General features: G+C 37.8%; 15 protein-coding genes and 1 pseudogene. 13 read left to right on the top strand and 3 right to left on the bottom strand.

The window, feature by feature from the left end:
- Positions 1–386 precede the first annotated feature (386 nt).
- From V179_RS0115840 to V179_RS0115830, 3 genes are all read left to right on the top strand, one after another.
- Positions 387–1,775, top strand: a complete 1,389-nt coding sequence (locus V179_RS0115840) for an amino acid permease (RefSeq protein ID WP_028392346.1) — start codon at positions 387–389, stop codon at positions 1,773–1,775.
- A 693-nt stretch (positions 1,776–2,468) separates the two neighbouring features.
- Positions 2,469–2,849, top strand: a complete 381-nt coding sequence (locus V179_RS0115835) for a sporulation protein (protein ID WP_028392345.1) — start codon at positions 2,469–2,471, stop codon at positions 2,847–2,849.
- A gap of 425 nt (positions 2,850–3,274) precedes the next feature.
- A complete protein-coding gene (locus tag V179_RS0115830) occupies positions 3,275–4,165 on the top strand; it encodes a mechanosensitive ion channel family protein (RefSeq protein ID WP_028392344.1) in 891 nt (296 codons plus the stop codon).
- 267 nt (positions 4,166–4,432) lie between these two features.
- Here V179_RS0115830 and V179_RS0115825 read toward each other — a convergent pair whose 3' ends face one another.
- Complete coding sequence (locus tag V179_RS0115825; RefSeq protein ID WP_028392343.1) at positions 4,433–5,434, bottom strand: ABC transporter substrate-binding protein; 1,002 nt, start codon at positions 5,432–5,434, stop codon at positions 4,433–4,435.
- A gap of 190 nt (positions 5,435–5,624) precedes the next feature.
- Between V179_RS0115825 and V179_RS0115820 the strand changes: the two genes are divergently transcribed.
- The 4 genes from V179_RS0115820 to V179_RS0115805 are packed head-to-tail and all read left to right on the top strand — an operon-like array spanning position 5,625 to position 9,298.
- A complete protein-coding gene (locus V179_RS0115820) occupies positions 5,625–6,629 on the top strand; it encodes a FecCD family ABC transporter permease (RefSeq protein ID WP_028392342.1) in 1,005 nt (334 codons plus the stop codon).
- On the top strand, positions 6,626–7,681 hold the full coding sequence (locus V179_RS0115815) for a FecCD family ABC transporter permease (protein ID WP_028392341.1): 1,056 nt from the start codon (positions 6,626–6,628) through the stop codon (positions 7,679–7,681). Before V179_RS0115820 ends, V179_RS0115815 begins: the two co-directional genes overlap by 4 nt.
- Positions 7,682–7,719: 38 nt before the next feature.
- Positions 7,720–8,544 carry an ABC transporter ATP-binding protein gene (locus V179_RS0115810; RefSeq protein WP_028392340.1) on the top strand — a complete coding sequence of 275 codons (825 nt, stop codon included), beginning with the start codon at positions 7,720–7,722 and terminating at the stop codon, positions 8,542–8,544.
- Positions 8,534–9,298, top strand: coding sequence for an IucA/IucC family C-terminal-domain containing protein (locus V179_RS0115805; protein ID WP_028392339.1), 765 nt, complete (start codon positions 8,534–8,536; stop codon positions 9,296–9,298). Before V179_RS0115810 ends, V179_RS0115805 begins: the two co-directional genes overlap by 11 nt.
- 69 nt (positions 9,299–9,367) lie before the next feature.
- On the opposite strand, the gene V179_RS30155 is transcribed toward V179_RS0115805, so the two are convergent.
- Entirely contained in the window at positions 9,368–9,541 is a 174-nt protein-coding gene (locus V179_RS30155; RefSeq protein ID WP_084552379.1) for a YjfB family protein, read from the bottom strand.
- Between the two features lie 589 nt (positions 9,542–10,130).
- Here V179_RS30155 and hmpA point away from each other — a divergent pair.
- The 6 genes and pseudogenes from hmpA (at position 10,131) to yunB (ending at position 16,725) form a co-directional block, all read left to right on the top strand.
- The gene (gene hmpA, locus V179_RS0115795) at positions 10,131–11,348 is read left to right on the top strand and encodes an NO-inducible flavohemoprotein (protein ID WP_028392338.1); all 1,218 of its coding nucleotides are present in this window, start codon (positions 10,131–10,133) and stop codon (positions 11,346–11,348) included.
- Positions 11,349–11,849: 501 nt separating this feature from the next.
- Positions 11,850–13,043, top strand: a complete 1,194-nt coding sequence (locus V179_RS0115790) for a dicarboxylate/amino acid:cation symporter (protein ID WP_028392337.1) — start codon at positions 11,850–11,852, stop codon at positions 13,041–13,043.
- 620 nt (positions 13,044–13,663) lie between these two features.
- Complete coding sequence (locus V179_RS0115785) at positions 13,664–14,095, top strand: DUF1641 domain-containing protein (RefSeq protein WP_028392336.1); 432 nt, start codon at positions 13,664–13,666, stop codon at positions 14,093–14,095.
- A 45-nt stretch (positions 14,096–14,140) separates the two neighbouring features.
- Positions 14,141–15,322, top strand: a complete 1,182-nt coding sequence (locus tag V179_RS0115780) for an NAD(P)/FAD-dependent oxidoreductase (RefSeq protein WP_028392335.1) — start codon at positions 14,141–14,143, stop codon at positions 15,320–15,322.
- A gap of 383 nt (positions 15,323–15,705) precedes the next feature.
- Positions 15,706–15,858, top strand: a pseudogene (locus V179_RS30150) (carbohydrate ABC transporter permease); the annotation flags it as partial.
- Positions 15,859–15,957: 99 nt separating this feature from the next.
- A complete protein-coding gene (gene yunB, locus V179_RS0115770) occupies positions 15,958–16,725 on the top strand; it encodes a sporulation protein YunB (protein ID WP_028392333.1) in 768 nt (255 codons plus the stop codon).
- 108 nt (positions 16,726–16,833) lie between these two features.
- On the opposite strand, the gene V179_RS0115765 is transcribed toward yunB, so the two are convergent.
- A complete protein-coding gene (locus V179_RS0115765) occupies positions 16,834–18,672 on the bottom strand; it encodes an FtsX-like permease family protein (protein WP_028392332.1) in 1,839 nt (612 codons plus the stop codon).
- Between the last annotated feature and the right edge of the window lie 12 nt (positions 18,673–18,684).

The following is an 18,684-nucleotide window of genomic DNA, read 5'->3' as shown; positions in this document are numbered from 1 at the left end:
AAAGTTACATGCGACAATCGATGAAAAATGGACGAATAAAGTAGTGGTACTTTACTTATTATTCACCCAATTCTGAAGGTCGGTTAATCCATTGACTTTTGTTGAGGATGCTTTTATATTAATACAAGTATTTGAATAAATCTCTCATCTGTTCAAGACGAGCGGATTTTTTTTTGCTCGGAGGATATGGGGATCGGGGCTTCGCGGCTTACTAATAAGCCAATTATTTAGCAGGTATACGTATCTTATTTATAGAAAGTACCCAAAAATTGGGCTTCGCACCGCCACCAATTGGATTAGGCGAGTGTAGTGTTCGTTTTGTATATAAATGACTAGAAATCGTCTCCTGAAAAAACAATCATACAACTTAGAAAAGGAGATCTTACATGAGTACGAAAAAACTTGGATTTTGGATATTAACAGCGCTTGTCGTTGGAAATATGGTCGGTACTGGAATCTTTATGTTACCTGGATCCTTACGCTCCGTGGCGAGTCCCCTTGGAGTCATATCGGCATGGCTTGTAACTGGATTTGGTGTATTGATCCTTGCTTTAGTATTTGGAAATCTTTCGCATAGAAAACCGCATTTAACAGGTGGACCACAGCTTTATGCAAAAGAATTATTTAAGCCAGGAAGCAAGATGTCGACTTTATCAGGATTTATGTCAACATGGGGATATTGGATTGGGAGCTTAATCGGTAATATTGCGGTTATTACATCGTTTGCCGGCTATTTATCTGCTTTCTTCCCTATTTTAGTAAGCCAAGCGGAATTATTCACGTTCGGTAATTTTACGTTAAAGGTAGGAAATGCGTTAACCTTTATCGTTTGTACGGTACTGTTATGGGGTGTTCATTTCATCGTACTACAAGGAGCTAATCGAGCTGGTAAAATTAACTTTATTGCTACAGCAGCAAAGGTAGTAAGTTTCTTCTTGTTTATTGTGATTGGTTTATTTGCCTTCGAAAAAGCCAATATTATGCCATTTGTTGCCCCAACCGTTAATGAACTCGGCCAGTCTGTTAGCTTGCTTGGACAAGTGAATAGTGCTGCTGTGATCACTCTTTGGGCGTTTATCGGTGTTGAATCTGCAGTAGTCTTTGGATCACGCGCGAAACGACAAGTTGATGTGAAGCGTGCGACTGTATTGGGATTATTAATTGCGCTAGCCATTTATATCGGTATCAGTACGCTTGTTATGGGATTATTACCACATGATCAGTTAGTCGTATCAGAAAAGCCGTTGATTGATGCAGTCTCATCTGTAACGGGTCCGATTGGCGGACAAATTCTCGCTGCTATCGGTTTAGTCAGTTTTTTCGGTTCTACGATTGGCTGGATTATGCTAAGTGCAGAAGTACCATATCAAGCTGCAAAACTAGGCATGTTTATGCCTCAATTCTTGAAAACGAATAAAAATGGTATGCCTGTTTTCTCGATGATCGTCACGAATTCAGTTGGGCAATTGTTTATCTTCTCGACCATATCTAGTTCCATTTCTGCGGCTTTTCAATTTATGATCATCGTTGCGACTCTTTCTTATTTAGTACCTTATCTGATTTCATCGCTTTTCCAGCTAAAACTGGTGATCACAGGTGACACATATGCAGATGGGAAAGGGAGAATCACAGATGGTATCATTGCTGTTTTATCGTTACTTTACTCAATGTGGGTGATTTATGCAGGAACAGCCGACCTGAAAACCTTCTCGATGGGAGTTGTTTTGCTACTGAGCAGTCTACTTTTCTATAAATGGATTAAACCAGTTGCTTAAGTAAAGGAAAACGGGGGTCTGATCTCGCACTCTATACACAGTAAATAGTAGTGAAATATTTACTATAATCTGTAAATGGTCGTTGCGGGGTCTGACCCTTTTGATATGGGTCAGCCTCTTTTACAGCAATCCAAGAATAGGGACCGAATACCGGATAGAATTTTCTTTTCAATAGGAAAGAAGATATTAAGTGGTAACTTAGATAAAAGGGGAGATCAGGATTTTTTTTAGAGGTACTTCCCTATATTAAGGCTCTACTATTTGAGTAATACTACTATTTATTTCCTAGATAATATAAGAGGCTATCTTTCGCGAATATATAAAATTGACAAACTCTAAGACTTTATTTTAAGATACCTATATACAGTTGAATAGTTTCTCCTAAGGGGAGTAGCTTTTACAGCAAGGTCGTCATTACGGAGTATTTTACTCTCGGCTTTGTTGGCAACATGACGTTGTTAGCCAGACCTTACCTATTGGTAATGGTCTTTATATGTATTCGAAAACCTTTACCTTTCCGGTAAAGGTTTTTTCAATTTAACTAAGCCATTCATCAAAATAGAGGTGAGAATCGAGTGAATAAAAGCGTCTAATCTAATCAAATCAGCAAGAGAAGAAATTTTTAATCGTAAAAATTTGAAACGTATGTCAAATCTAAATAAATCGTTATAAAAAAATGTAGGAGGGCATTTATTGATACTAAGAAAATCTATGTCATTATTAGGGATTGGTTCAGCACAAATCGATCTTATTCTACCTAAAGAAAAATATCATTATGGTGAATCTATTCACGGGAATTTTTGTATTAAAGGTGGTACGATTAAACAGCAAATAAAACGAATTGAGTGTGATCTAGTCATGTTCGATCATGTTATAGGGGCAGAGACGGTAATTGATACAATAATGATCTTGTCTTCAAGAGATATTCATCCAGAAGAAGTAAACGAAATCCCGTTTTACTTTCAGTTACCAGCTATACCTTCACCTCAAGGAATGGCTTATCAATTTAAAACAAGGCTAACCTTAGATAAAGGTATGGCTAGTAAAGATTCAGATCGTATTCGGATCATTTAATAACGCTCTTATCGTAAGGCTGTTATGTAGAAGATTATTGGTTTTTTTCGCGAAACTAAAATCGTTACTACCATACAGCAGCCCGAATGCACGTAGACTCCTGGGGGAGCTAAGGTGTCGGTGAGACCCCGGAACGCGTAGCAGGAGGAGGCTCACCAGCCGCCCCTAGAAAGCAAAGTGTATTCGGACTGCAGGTCTAATAGAAACAAACTATACGAAAACAGCCTTTAAAAATAGTGGCTTCCCTGACATTCATGTTCAATCTAAATCTAATCATAATTGACTAAATGATCTTTATATCGATCTAGTATTGTTGGTCATTTTAATAGAGTAATTGTTCTTCGACCCAGGATAATTTAAGTGGTCTTGCCTAACATTAAAAGAAAGCCGTTTTCGAATGAATTACATGGAACAGAGGTGAAAACGTGAGCATATTAAATATTACAGAAAAGATTTCGGAATATCTTAATGATTTCTTACTGTTAAAATTAGTATTAGTAGCCGTTGTGTTAATGATCTTATCTTATCTTATAAATCGAACGGTTGCCTGGTTCTTTAAAAAGTCTACATTTTTTGAAGAAGAGATCGCCAAAACGATACAAAGCGTCATTCGTTCAACTTTACGATACGGCATTACAATCCTGTTTATTATTTACTTGATTGGCCAATTTATTGATCTAAAAGGAATACTTGCTGGGGCAGGGATTATTGGTGTTATTATCGGTTTTGCTGCACAGCAAATGTTAAAGGATATTTTACTTGGAATGACTCGATTATCAGATAATGAGTTTCGCGTTGGTAATTTTGTGACGTTTAACGGAACAAGCTCAGGGACTGTTGAAGAAATTGGCGTTCGTTTTATGCAAATCAGAGAGTGGTCTGGTAAGCTTCTTACGATCCCTCATGGCGAAATTAGGACGATTCAAAATTTTAATAAAGGAAGAATGCGGGTAATTGAGAAGGTTACTGTTAGCTATCAAGAGGACCCAAAGAGAATGGCGCGCTTATTAGAGGAAGTATGTAAGATATGTAATGACAAATACAGTCAAACTTTATTGCGATTAGAAGATGGTGAGCCTGAACAAGATTTTCGATATATTGGTGTTACCGATTTAAATCCTAATAAAAAATACCACGGCTACGAACTTTGTATTGTTGGTTTAGTGAATCCTGAAGACTTTTTTCAAACTTCACGAGATGTAAGGTTTGAACTGATGAATGTTTTTTATGACAATGGTGTACAAATGCCTACAGCCAATTTAAAGGTGCAGCAAGAGAAAAATGAAGAGTTATATTATGAGCGTATAAATGAATAAATAAAAGCTCCAAAAAGTTTGCTTCGCAAAAATTTACCTACACAAAAGTGGATAACAAAATAACGGGATACGAAAAATGACAGCCTTAGGTCTTAAATAATACACATAATCAGAACAAACCATTAAATCCATTCTTTAAAATTTGTGCCCGCTACTTTAAGTATATTCCTAAGAAGAAATGCTTCTAGACCAAAAAGAACCGGGCAATTTTTGCCCGGTTCTTTTTACAGTTAAGGATACTTCTATTGTTAGAGGGGGTAGCAGTCCTTATTTTGTTTGTTTTAGGAAAATATTCTCGATATCATCTAGCATTAAGTTAGCAGCTAGAACACCACCTGCTGTATTCCAAATAGCGTCACTGACTTCGTGAACATTTCCAGTTTTTACAGCATTTAAGTTTTTCCAAAGTGGATCATTTGTCCATTCTTTTGCTGTATCGAGAGCGGCTTGATCACCGTTCGGCGCATATGTGAAGTAGAATAGAACATCTCCATCCATTTTAGGAATGACTTCTTTTCCTACCTCTATTGCAAGATTACCTAGCTTGTTATCAGCAGCGAAAAGCTCGGCTTGTGGCTGAGTACGTTTAAATCCTAATTGATTGAAAATCACACCAGAAAATGAATCCGTATAATAAATACGAGATTTTCCTGCCATAAAACGAACAACGGATACTTCTTGATTAACTTTATCACCAAGTTTTTGTTTTACATCTTCTACGTGTGCATCAAATTGGCTCAATACTTCGTTCCCTTTTTCTTCAAGGTTCAAAGCTTTTGCATATAATGTAAAGTTTTCTTTCCAATCGCCTCTTAAAGTCTCGGAAAATACTGTCGGAGCAATGGCACTTAATTGATCATATACAGCTTCTTGACGCATTTTGGTTCCGATAATTAGATCAGGTTTTAACGATGCAATCTTCTCTAAATTTACTTCACTTTCAGTGCCTACTACTTCAACGCCTTGCATATCATCTTTAATATGGTCGTACCAAGGATCTCCTAGCCAAGATTGAACAGCTCCCACAGGTTTTACTCCTAATGCGAGAAGAGCTTCAGTTCCTTCATTTGAAAGAACAACTACTTTTTGAGGTGTTTTATCTAATGTAGTTGACCCCATTGCATGTTCAATTGTATAGCTAGTGTCTTCCGTTTTATTGCCTTGATCTTTTGGTTTTTCAGCTTTTTCATCTGTATTATTTCCACATGCAGCCAATAAGAAAATGGTCATGATTGAAATAATGGTAAATAAGAATTTAGCAGATTTCATCTTGTAATGCCTCCTAGATAATAACGATAATCATTTTCATTAATAATGCTATAGTAAATCGATTACAAGGACATGTCAATAACTAATTGATAATGATTTTCATATTCGTTGACAATGAAAAAATAATACAATAGACTTTAGTAGGAGAAATAGCTTATTTAAAATTTATGAGATTGAAAGGTTATTTGTTATGTTGTTAAAGAATAATAGCCAAAGATTATTTGGCCTGATAATTGCCATTATGTTATTAATTTGTTTAATGTGTGCAAGCATTGTTTACGGATACACGGATACAACGTGGAAAATGGTATTGGAGGCGTTCCGAAATTATAATGGTTCAAATGAGCATATCGTCATCCAAACGGTGAGGTTACCTCGCTCTTTAATTGCTGCAGCAGTAGGCAGCAGTTTAGCGATCGCTGGTGTACTCATGCAAACTCTTACGAAAAATCCTCTCGCTTCACCAGGTACTTTTGGAGTGAATGCAGGTGCTGGTTTTGCTGTTGTGCTTGCCGTAACATTTTTCTCAGTCGGAAATCTACAAGCATTCACTTGGATTTCCTTTTTAGGTGCCGCTATAGCCGCGATTGGTGTATATGCCATTGGTTCCGTTGGTAGAGAAGGGCTTACACCAATGAAGCTAACTTTAGCAGGTGCTGCCATGACTGCCATGTTTGCTTCATTTACGCAAGGATTTCTTGTCATCAATGAGGCTGCCTTTGAACAAGTTTTGTTTTGGTTGGCAGGATCTGTTGAAGGAAGAAAAATGACTGTTCTAACTGCTGTACTTCCATACTTAATGATTGGTTGGCTAGGAGCGATGATAATTGCTTCGAAACTGAATGTTTTGTCGATGGGAGAAGATGTAGCAAAGGGATTAGGATTAAGCACAGGGTTCATAAAAATAGGTGCTGCCGTTCTAATCATTTTTTTAGCAGGCGGTTCAGTAGCTATTGCAGGACCAGTTGGTTTTATTGGTATTGTTATTCCACATGTAGCTAGATCGATTATAGGTATTGATCATCGTTGGGTTATCCCTTTCTCTGGAATTCTAGGTGGAATCCTTTTACTAGCAGCGGATATATTGGCAAGATATATCATTATGCCACAGGAAGTTCCTGTTGGAGTGATGACCGCCATTATTGGGACTCCATTCTTCATCTATATTGTAAGAAAGGGGTTTAATGCACGATGAGTGAATATAGAAGTTTTCGAATATTGAAAGGTAAAGTTTCTTTTCTAATAGATAAAAGAGCAACAGTTGTATTAACGGTTTTGATTTTATTAGCTGCCGCCATTTTTGTATGGAGCACAGGACTCGGTGATATGAAATTAAGCCCACTGACTGTTTTGAAAGTGCTTTTCGGCGGTGGGACCGATATGGAGAAGCTTGTCATTCATGACTTTCGTCTACCAAGAATTATTGTTGCGCTGATGGTAGGAATGTCACTAGCCGTGGCGGGAGGAATCCTTCAGGGAATGATTCGAAATCCACTAGCATCTCCTGACGTTCTTGGGATTACCGGGGGAGCAGCAGTGGCTGTAGTAAGCTTTTTAGCCTTTTTTAGTGATCAAAATCATGCATTAACAGTAAGTATAAAATGGATGCCTCTAGCTGCATTTGCTGGGGCGGGAATTGTTGCGCTGCTTGTTTACTTTCTTGCTTGGAAAAATGGTGTATCACCGATAAGGCTCGTATTAATTGGGATCGGAATATCAGCTCTTATGCAGGGGTTAACAACTTTAATGATGATAGTAGGTCCTATTTATCGAGCTAGTCAAGCGAACATTTGGATTACAGGTACAGTGTATGGCTCAAACTGGGCGAACGTAGCGACTTTGGTTCCATGGACCGTGATTTTTCTACTTATTGCTTTTGTAATGGCAAGGAATATAAATGTTCTAGAACTTGGCGATGAAACAGCAACAGGTGTTGGAAGCCGCGTGCAAAGACACCGTTTCTTGTTGTTATTGATTAGTACGGCGCTAATTGGAAGTTCTGTTGCCTTTGCAGGAGGCATTGGTTTTGTAGGTTTAATGGCTCCCCATATGGCAAGAAGGCTGGTAGGTTCTACATTTGGAGCGCTATTACCGGTTTCTGCATTTATTGGGGGGATATTAGTCATGTTAGCTGATATAATCGGCAGAACATTATTTTCTCCTTTTGAAATTCCAGCAGGTGTTTTCACAGCTGGAATCGGGGCACCTTACTTTATATATTTATTGTTTAAAACGCGTAATGGTTAATACAGGGTACTTATTTTAATAAAAGGGAGCGGACTTAAATGGTGCAAACGATTGAAACTCAAAATTTAACCCTTTCATATGGGGATAGCATTATCATAGATGAATTGGATCTGGAAATCCCAAAAGGTGAAATTACGGTTTTTATCGGTGGAAACGGCTGTGGAAAGTCTACACTCCTACGATCAATTGCCCGATTGTTAAAACCAAAATCTGGAGCTGTTTTGTTGGAAGGAAAAGCAATTTCCAAAATGTCTACGAAGGACGTGGCCAAACAAATGGCTATTCTTCCTCAGACACCTATTGCACCAGAGGGTCTAACTGTTCTTCAATTAGTTAAGCAAGGTAGGTATCCTTATCAAACATGGTTAAAGCAATGGACAGATGAAGACGAAAAACAAGTAACCAATGCTTTAAAAGCAACTGGGATTGAAGAGTTAAAAGATCGGCCTGTTGATTCCCTTTCAGGAGGGCAACGTCAACGAGCTTGGATCGCGATGACGTTAGCTCAAGATACTGATATTGTGCTTCTTGATGAGCCAACTACATATCTTGATATGACCCATCAAATTGAGATTCTCGATTTGCTATTTGAGTTAAATGAAAAAGAACAGCGAACAATTGTAATGGTTCTACACGATTTAAATTTAGCTTGTCGGTATGCTGATAATATTGTAGCGATAAAGGATCAGAAAATATACGCACAAGGTAAACCGGAGATCGTTATTAATTGCAGTTTAGTAAGGAATGTGTTTGGTATGGAATGTGAGATTATTATGGATCCGCTTTTGGGAACGCCTTTATGTATCCCGTATGGAAAAGGCCGTTGTATTTTAAATAAGGCAGGGACGATGATTGGCTCGTAAACTCTCGAATTCACAGATGAATAAGCTAAGTAAGCTGCGCCTTTCGACTAGTAAAACGGATTCACTACTCTCCGTTCAAATAAAAGACCTGTTAAATGAGTCAGATTTACGGGAATATTTGAAAATTCTTGGCAGCCGCATACAGGCTCGAAATGATAAAGTGACAGCTTCTATTTTCATAAAAAGATATGCATTTTTGTCGGTTATTTATCTTTATGCTATGTCAGCCTGGAATGAAAAGCTGTCAATCTCATTTGAAAATGTATCAATTGAAACGGATGATAACGAAACATTGTGGCTCCCGAGTTTTCGTTTTGCTGATCTGGAGACAGAAACCTTTGTAGAAGATCGAAACAAATGGAGAAAGACTTGTCTCGAATCATTATTTAAAGAACATTTACTGCCTTTAATCGATTGCCTCGCACGGACTACAAAAGTGTCTAAACTAATACTATGGGAGAATATTGCCGTGTATATTTACTGGCTTTATGAAACTGTATTAGTGGAAGAAGGAACGCAAGAAGCGGTCAAAAATCGTGCAAAGGAAGATTTTCAATTCATTGTTTTTCAGGATTCTGGCGATATATTCGGGAATGATCTCAAAAATCCATTAACAAGGTACTTTAATGAACGCATATATATTAAAGAAATTGGGAAAGAGGTTCGGCCAAGAAATACCTGTTGCCTGTCCTATTTAACGATAAACAAACAGCGTTGTCAGACATGCCCTCATACTTGTAAATCAGGTAATTAAAAAGATCATTGGAACGGACCTAACCTATATAAAAAATGCATCCAGACATGGATGCATTTTTTTTGCCCTTCAGCCTTTTAGATCAATAGAATGACCTAGATTTGGGTGGGGAGCTTGAAGCATTTCAACCATTTGAACAGCATTTTGTTGAGAAGAGTCCATCACTTTTTTAGTTAAAGCAATGCCGACATTTTGACTGAGCGAAGCTTGGCTCATCCCGATTGATAATGCAGCAATATCCATTTTCGATACACCTCCTATAAAGTGAAACTTCAATCAGTGAGGTTTTCCACTGATTGTTAGTCCCGTTCTTGTGTCGCTAATATCTCCGTTCCACTTCGATAAAGCGACACTACGAACCTGATTTAATGAATCACAGACTGTGGGCGCAAACTTACCTTTGAAAACTACAAAGGTAAGTTTCACTGTATCTCACCAATCGGGCCTTTACTTTAAAAAGCGAGGCGACGATGTAGGAACGTCTCCTAAGATCGCTCACGTCCTGTGAGCAACAGAGACGCCATCACATCTTGTGATAGTCCGACAAGCATATGATGGAATACGGCGTGGCGTAGTTTGTCACAGAGTATTACAGCTTATGCCCTCGAGGGGCTAGGAGCCGCAACTAGATTACGGGCAGTTATCTCCCACCTACGCTACTGCGATTCCTCTAAACCTTGAGGTGGGGGATCTTACTGCCTGTTAATGCGTATATCGGTTAATTTGGAACAATATTAATACAAGTTGAACATTTCTGGATAATAATGTATTCAGTTGGGTATGTTAAATTTTGTGCTAATTTGTAAATTTAACTACGAAAGGCTGTTGCAACATGCTTGATGAAAGATCAATTCAAATTGTCCAATCTACTGCCCCTGTTTTGAAAGAACATAGTGAACAAATTGGTAAGAGATTTTACGAACTTCTATTTTCAAAAGCGCCCGATTTATATAACATCTTTAATCAAACGAATCAAAAAAGAGGCATTCAGCAAGAAGCCTTAGGTTATGCAGTGTATGCTGCAGGCGAGTATATTACGAATCTTGAGGCAATTAAACCGGTTATCGAAAGGATTACACAGAAGCATCGAGCGATTGGGGTTAAGGCTGAGCAATATCCTATTGTTGGTGAAACATTGTTACAAGCAGTTAAGGATGTTCTTGGTGATGTTGCTACTGATGAGATTATTGAGGCATGGGGAAAAGCATATGGATATATTGCAGATGCCTTTATTGAAATTGAAAAAAATCTTTACGAAGAAACCGAAAATCAAGCTGGTGGCTGGGAAGGGTTCCGAACTTTTTATGTTGATAAAAAAGTAGAAGAAAGTAAAACGGTTACTTCTTTTTATTTAAAACCCAAGGATGCAGAAAAGATCGCGTCATACACTGCAGGGCAATATCTAACGATTAAAGCGGAGATACCTGGGGAGAAATATACCCATATTCGCCATTACAGTCTTTCTGAAGCACCTGGAAAGGAGTATTACAGAATTAGTGTGAAACGCGAAGATGCTCAAACAGATGCTCCAGCTGGAATTGTCTCTACTTATTTACATCAACAAGTGGAGGCAGGAGACACTTTGCTTTTCTCAGCTCCTGCCGGTGATTTCGTCCTACAGAACAATGAGCGACCAGTTATCCTAATCAGTGGGGGAATCGGTATTACACCCATGCTTAGCATGTTAAATACAATCATGGAAAAACAGCCGCAACGTGAAGTAACGTTTATTCACGCAACTGTCAACAGTCAAACTCATGCCTTTAAAGATCATGTCTCTCAATTAGAGAAAGAGCATTCGAATCTAAAGTCAGTGATCTGTTATTCCTCGCCAACTGAAGACGATCGAACGTCAGGTCATTTTGATAAAGAGGGTTTTGTAGATATGAGCGTATTACAAACAAACCTTCCATCAAAAAAAGCAGATTTTTATTTTTGCGGTCCGATTCCTTTTATGCAAGTCATAAACAAAACGTTAAAACAATTGGAAATACCAAACGAACAGATTCATTTCGAGGTATTTAGTCCAATAGCCATGTTAGATGAATAATACCGTTTCAACGCTTTAGCTATTTTATTAACAAGTTGCTACATGGATGTCCTATAAGGGTCTGACCCCGCACGCTAAATCAGTATTATGCAGTGTTTCATACACGTATCTTATACTGATTGCTGTTGCGGGGTCTGACCCTTTGAATTGTATGAGGGACATGGGGACGGGGCTTTGTGACTTGTTAATATAGCCCATCAATTTATCAGTATTCTGATTTTATCGAGAAAGCATCAAAAATTTGGCTCCGCACCGCTACCATTGTGACTAGGTGAGTGTAGAGTGCTATAGGATGAATCCTTCATAGTGGGCGTTTTAACGCCATTAGTTTTGTACAGATGACTCCATTCGATGATTTTTTTGCTAAAAATCGTAATCCCAAATCTGAGTTTTAGTATATTAAAAAAATAAAAAAAGATAAATCCTATATAAAATCATCCATTTCTATGCTAAAGTATATTTTATGAATGAACAAATGTACTTCTCAGGAGGACTGCGGTTATGAAAGTAAAACTAGGCTTACTACCACGAATTATTCTCGCTATTATTTTAGGTATTGTAATTGGTAGTTTTGCACCAGAAAATCTGGTGAGAGGATTTGCAACATTTAACGGGATTTTCGGCAACTTTATTGGATTTGTCATACCGTTTATTATTATTGGATTTATTGCCCCAGGGATCGGTCAACTGGGAAAAGGGGCAGGTAAGCTTCTTGGCTTAACGACGGCTTTCGCATATGTCTCGACGATTATTGCAGGTGCTATAGCTTTTATTGCAAGTTATACATTGCTTCCGAACTTTATCTCAGGCAATCAACTGATTAATACAGATAATCCTGAAGAATTTCTGCTTCAGCCCTTTTTTGTTCTTGAAATGCCGCCAATTATGGAAGTAATTAGTGCTTTGCTATTTGCCTTTATTATTGGAATAGGTCTGGCTTCCATAAAAGGGAACACGCTGCAGCATGCGTTTGATGATTTTCAACTAATTGTTGAAAAATTAATTAAAACAGCGATTATTCCAATCTTACCTTTTCACATCTTTGGAATTTTTGCGAACATGACATATGGCGGACAAGTTCAATCGATTCTTTCTGTGTTTGCAAAAGTATTTGTACTGATTATTGTGCTTCATATTGTCATGCTTATTCTTCAATATACTGTCGGTGGTTTGCTTCATAAGAAAAATCCGTTGACATTGTTGAAAATCATGTCACCAGCTTATTTTACAGCTGTTGGAACGCAATCTTCCGCGGCAACCATTCCCGTTACTCTTGGACAAGTGAAAAAAACAGGTGTTCAAGGAAGAATAGCTGATTTTACCGTGCCATTATTAGCAACGGTACATCTATCAGGAAGTATGATTACTTTAGTCAGCTGTTCTGTTGGTGTTTTGCTTTTGAATGGTACAACGCCTACAATTACCATGTATATTCCATTTATTCTCATGTTAGGTGTGACAATGGTTGCAGCTCCAGGTGTACCAGGTGGGGCTGTTATGGCGGCATTGGGAGTATTGGAAACGATGCTTGGATTTGATCAAACTATGATTTCATTAATGATTGCTTTATACTTGGCACAAGATAGTTTAGGAACAGCTACAAATGTGACAGGTGATGGTGCATTAACAATGATTGTTGATAAATTCACTCCGAAAAAAGCTGGAAAAATGGAACAATCAAACGCAGCTATTTGATGTAAATTTTGGATATCAGTAAGGTCAGACCTCACGCAACTATGTGCATCGTTGTGTAGGGTCTGACCTTTGTTTTGAACAACTCTATGGAAAATTACAGCAGTTGAATGGGTTTAAAGAATCAAGTGGAATGAAAAAAACTCTCGCATCGGTAAGTTTCACTTAATTTTTAATGAAACATTTGAGCAAATAGATTATAATGAAAGTGCGTCCCTCAAATGGGAAGGTAAGTTAAAGACAAAATATTTCAGCCAAAGCTTATTGTTTTTAATTTGGTAATTTTAAAATTAAAACCTTTAACATTTTAATGGTTTTATTAAAGGTATTTTTTAAAGTTTACTGGAAATGGTAAGCTTAGAAGTATTATTTATTACCCGAATTTATCTATTCGTCATACATTTTTTGGTGACCTTTCCAGGCTCGCCAAGTAATCTGATGTAATTTAGTCGTCCTTTCCATATCGACGGCTACGGGTGCTTATGCTATTCTTAAACCATACTAGTATTTGTGTTATGTTTCACGAACTCGAATCCCGAAGATTTGAGAGTCATTACAGGAAACGGGGTCCCTTTTGCCCCAAAATTAAAAGCTTAATTGCTTATAGTAAAGGAGAATTGGATATGTCAGAAACAATCGCTAAAGAACAAGTAACAAAGAAGTTGTCTGCTACCCAAGAACAACTTGATATCCTTGATCAGCTTTTAAAACCAGAGGTTCAAGAATCTTTGAACACATTAGTTGAGCAACTTCCAAAATTAACGGAAATTGTTAATATCTTAACGAAGTCTTATGACTATGCTCAATTAGTAGCTACTGACGAAGTGTTAAAAAATGATACGGTTGGAGCAATTAAAGAAGTTGCAGGACCTGTAGTTGGTTCAGTAAAATCACTTGCACAAACTGCTATTGAAGCAAAAGACCGTGCAGACCAAAGCAAAGATGTAGTTGGTCTATTTGGACTGTTAAAAATGCTTAAAGATCCACAAGCACAAAAAGCATTCCGTTTCGCAAATGCATTTCTCGAAGTTAATGCAGAACGTAATCAAAAATAATTCATCATCCATATAAAAAGTAAGGACGGAGGATACACGATGTCAATTTCAAAACATATTGTTATCTTAGGTGCAGGTTACGGCGGACTACTTACTGCTTTAACTGTTCGTAAATATCTAAGTAAAGCTGAAGCAGAGGTAACTGTCGTAAACCAGTTCCCAACACACCAAATCATCACTGAATTACACCGCCTAGCAGCACATAATGTTGCAGAAGAAGCGGTTGCAATGCCATTGGACAAACTTCTAAAAGGCAAAGATATCGATCTTAAAATTGCAAAAGTTGAATCATTTTCTGCAGACAATAAAGAAGTGAAATTATCAAATGGTGCTACTTTATCATATGATGCTCTAGTTGTCGCTTTAGGAAGTGTAACAGCATACTTCGGAATCCCAGGATTAGAAGAAAACAGCATGGTATTAAAATCAGCAAATGATGCTAACAAAATTTACGCACATGTTGAAGAACGCATTCGTGAGTATGCAAAATCTAAAAACGAAGCAGACGCAACTATTGTAATTGGCGGCGGTGGACTAACTGGTGTTGAATTAGTTGGTGAACTTGCTGACATTATGCCTGAGCTTGCTAAAAGCCATGGTGTAGATCCAAAAGAAATTAAATTATTGCTAGTTGAGGCTGGTCCAAAGATCTTACCGGTACTACCAGACGATTTAATTGAACGTGCAACAACAAGCTTAGAAGCACGCGGAGTTACATTCTTAACTGGTCTTCCTGTAACAAACGTTGCTGGTAATGAGATTGATTTGAAAGATGGTCAAAAAATCATTGCGAATACATTCGTTTGGACAGGCGGCGTACAAGGGAATCCACTAGTTGGACAGTCTGGACTTGCTGTTGATCGCGGCCGTGCGACTGTTAATGAGTATCTACAATCTTCTTCTCACTCAGACGTATTTGTTGTCGGTGACAGTGCTGTTGCTTTCCCTGAAGAAGGTGGTCGTCCATACGCACCAACTGCACAAAACGCTTGGCAAATGGGTGAATTAGTAGGATATAACTTATTTGCATATTTACAAGATGCAACGTTTGAGAAATTTGCACCAATCAATTCTGGTACACTAGCAAGCCTTGGACGCAAAGATGGTGTTGCAACAATTGGTGGCAACAATATTCCACTTAAAGGTCTTCCGGCTACACTAATGAAAGAAGCTAGTAACGTTCGTTACCTTGCACATATTAAAGCTTTGTATAGCTTAGCTTATTAATTGAACGGTAAAAAAACCCGTTGTTGCTTATTAAAATAAGTAGCAATGGGTTTTTTTGTAACGAAAATGGGTTTAATTTACTGATTTTGTGAATTATGCGTTGTTGAGGGAATTTCTCTTTTGTTTGCTATAAAATAAAGGATCTTCGATAGCATTATCACCGGTCGCTTCGAAGCTGCCAATCAGAAACGTCAATTACAAGGCTTTTTTTGGATGAAGTGGAACGAGAAAAACGGATTGAAATTGTTGATGTTCAGGAATCGAATATCACGAAAATTGGTGAAATGAAAACGACACATCAACTGCTTATCAAACACCCTGAGATAACGGCGTTTTATAGTACGAGTGCATTGGATGGTATCGGTATTTCTCAAGTAGATTCACCTGTTATGGTTATTTTGCCGTATTTGTCAGGAAGTCAAATCGTCCAATAGAATGTCCAAATGGCAGGCGCACTGCTCGCCGGAGTTCCAACATTGATTGTTTATATTCTGCTCGGAAAATATTTTGTAAAAGGTCTTTTGGCGGGTCTGTGAAAGAGCAAATATGAAGATTTCAGCATGATAACCTCCCTTTTTATTATTTTTGTTCTTGAAATAATTCGAACAATCATATAACTAAATAGGGGGGTTTTTATGGCTAAGTACAGAAGATTCAAGTTCGCACGTGGACCTCTGCCTACAAGGCATGTAATCTTGATTACATTTCTTCTTTTCATTGTGACGACGATTTTTAGTGGTTGGATGATTGATAAAAAAATTGAGCCTCATTTAATAGAAATAGCGGAAGCGAAAACCAGGGAATTTGCTGTTGAAGCCATAAATGATGCGATTAAGCAAAAGATCAGTCAAAATGTTGATATTAGAAAGCTAATCGTCACTCATCAAGCAGGAGATCAAATAGGGTATAGCTTTGACCCTAATATTTATAATAATGTTGCTTCCGAAACAACATTACGAGTTCAAGAATATTTAGAAGCGATAAGAGAAGGAGAGCTTGAAACTCTACAAACATTTAAAAATGATGAGTTTATCGACTATGCAAGTTCGGAGAAAGAAAAAGGTGTCATCTATAAAATTCCTTTAGGTATGGCTACAGACGCCGTTTTGCTTGCAAATCAAGGACCTAAGGTGCCTGTTCGTTTTGAAATAATCGGGGATGTTACATCAGAAGTGGAAACAACTACGAAGGAAACGGGAATTAATAATACGATTCTTGAAATATTTGTGAATATTAAGGTTAATCTGCATGTGATTATTCCTTCTGTTGAAAAAGAAATTACTGTAGAAAATCGCGTCAAAATTGGCGATTTGATTTTACCAGGAAAAGTTCCACAGTATTATAATGGCGGCGGTAAGCAAGGCGATGTTAATCCAATTATAGTTCCGGAGAAAAAGGAATAATCAGATTGTTAACCATCCCTAATAGCAAAGGGGGAGACCTCGTACTTCTCTATCTAGAATAGCCGATTTAGGAGTACGAGGTCAGCCATCTTTTTGACAATGTTTCACTTATTCTTTCGGTAGGACAACTTGTTTGTACAATTTTACGGTAATTACATAATACAGGCTGTAAATGATTAAGAAAATGATAATTGGAACCCAAATTCGGTAGTAAGGATTTAAGATAATGAAAGAGAACATATTCATACCAATCAACACATGAGCAAGGCCAACCATTGCAGGAAATAAGAAGATGATGAATAATTCTTTATAAATAGATGTTGAAAGCGCAGATCGTCTGACGCCAATTTTCCTTAGCATTTGGTAGCGTGATGTATCTTTAGAAGCACCTGATAATATTTTGAACATGAGGCAGCTTGCCATCATCGCGAGAAATGCAATGCCTAAAAAGAAGCCCATGAACATCGTACCACTTGTAAAACTACTATACATGTTATAAAAGGAATATTTGCTTGTTAAGTCATCTGCTGTTAGATTAGGGTCTTTTTCTAACGCAAGCTTGTCAATTCCCTGCCATTCATGTAAATAGTCCGTGAACTTGTCGCTTTTTCCAATATACATAAGCTTCTCTTGTCCCTGTATTTCATGATACGTTTCTGAATCTAGGACAATCATTTCCTTGAATACCCGGTAATTGGTTCGAAGATTCCATAGGGCTCTGTCCCATTCATCTGATAGCTGTTGGCCCACTTCAGGATTCTTCACTTCACTTAATGAGATTTTACCTTCTGGAAGGTCTTCTGTTACCCGTTTGAATTTGGGTTTTCTCCCATCTGAAACTAATAGAAGTGGACGCTGATTTTCCAAGTCATCTCTCAGATAATACGTATAGTCAGGATCTTCTTTGAATCGGTACTGATTCTCTTCAGTAAAATGAATGTTTTTTAAGAGCGCTTTTTCTTCTGCATTAGGATTTTTGATGATTACATCGTATGCACCCATCATTTCTGCCATTTGTGAGGCACTATTTTTGAAAGCAAGACCGGCAGATATCGCTCCTGCTCCTAGGGCTATAAGCATGGCTACAGTTGCTAATATCTTCGTCAAACCTTGAATTCTAAAGTTCAACTGAGCAAAAGTAAAGGATGTGACACCTTTTGATGTCCAGCGCTTGTTGGCTTGCATTCGATTGACTATGACTGGAAGGTAACCTATGAACAATAAATAGGTTCCGAGTGTCGTGAATGTTGGTGCTGCGAACAAGCCAATCTCACGAAGTTGCTCCATGAAAATTAAGGAAACATAGCCTAGGCTTAAGGAAATTAGACCAAGTAAAATCAACCAACTATTTTTCTTTTTTTGAATCGGCATGTCGTCAGGATGAACGTCTGAATAGATCAGCTGCAACACTTGAACTCTTGATAACTTGATATGATTGATTAAAGCAGTACATAAAAATACGACGATAAAAAAGATGAAGGTTGCCAATACGGCTGGTAGATAAAAGGATTGATATCCTTCTAATGTGATATTAAGCTGTCCGGCAAGTAGATACCCAACAATGAAAGCTAGTCCGATTCCAACGGTAATTCCAATGACTAAAGAAGCGCACCCAATTACCATTGTTTCAACAAACATAATTTTCTTGATGCTCTTTTTCTTAGCCCCAAGCATCATATACATCCCAAATTGCTTTTGTCGTAAAGAGAGTAAGAAGGAGTTCGTGTAGAGCATATACAGAATGGTTACGACAGAAAGCAGTACAGAACCAACAATAAATACGAGCTGAATGTTTCGAATCATTGCATTAGACTTAATAAACTCTGTATTCCAAGAGAGGGTTTGGAACATATAAAAAACAGAAATTGTCATGACGAGCCCGGATAATAAGACAAAATAATCCTTCAGTTTGCCCTTCATTCCAGCCAGTGATAATTTTAGTAACATCCGTGTGTCTCC

Source organism: Bacillus cihuensis (assembly GCF_000504145.1).
Taxonomy (GTDB): Bacteria; Bacillota; Bacilli; order Bacillales; family DSM-1321; genus Peribacillus; species Peribacillus huizhouensis.
Note: the sequence above shows the minus strand (reverse complement) of the source record. Positions and strands in the feature narration are given on the sequence as shown.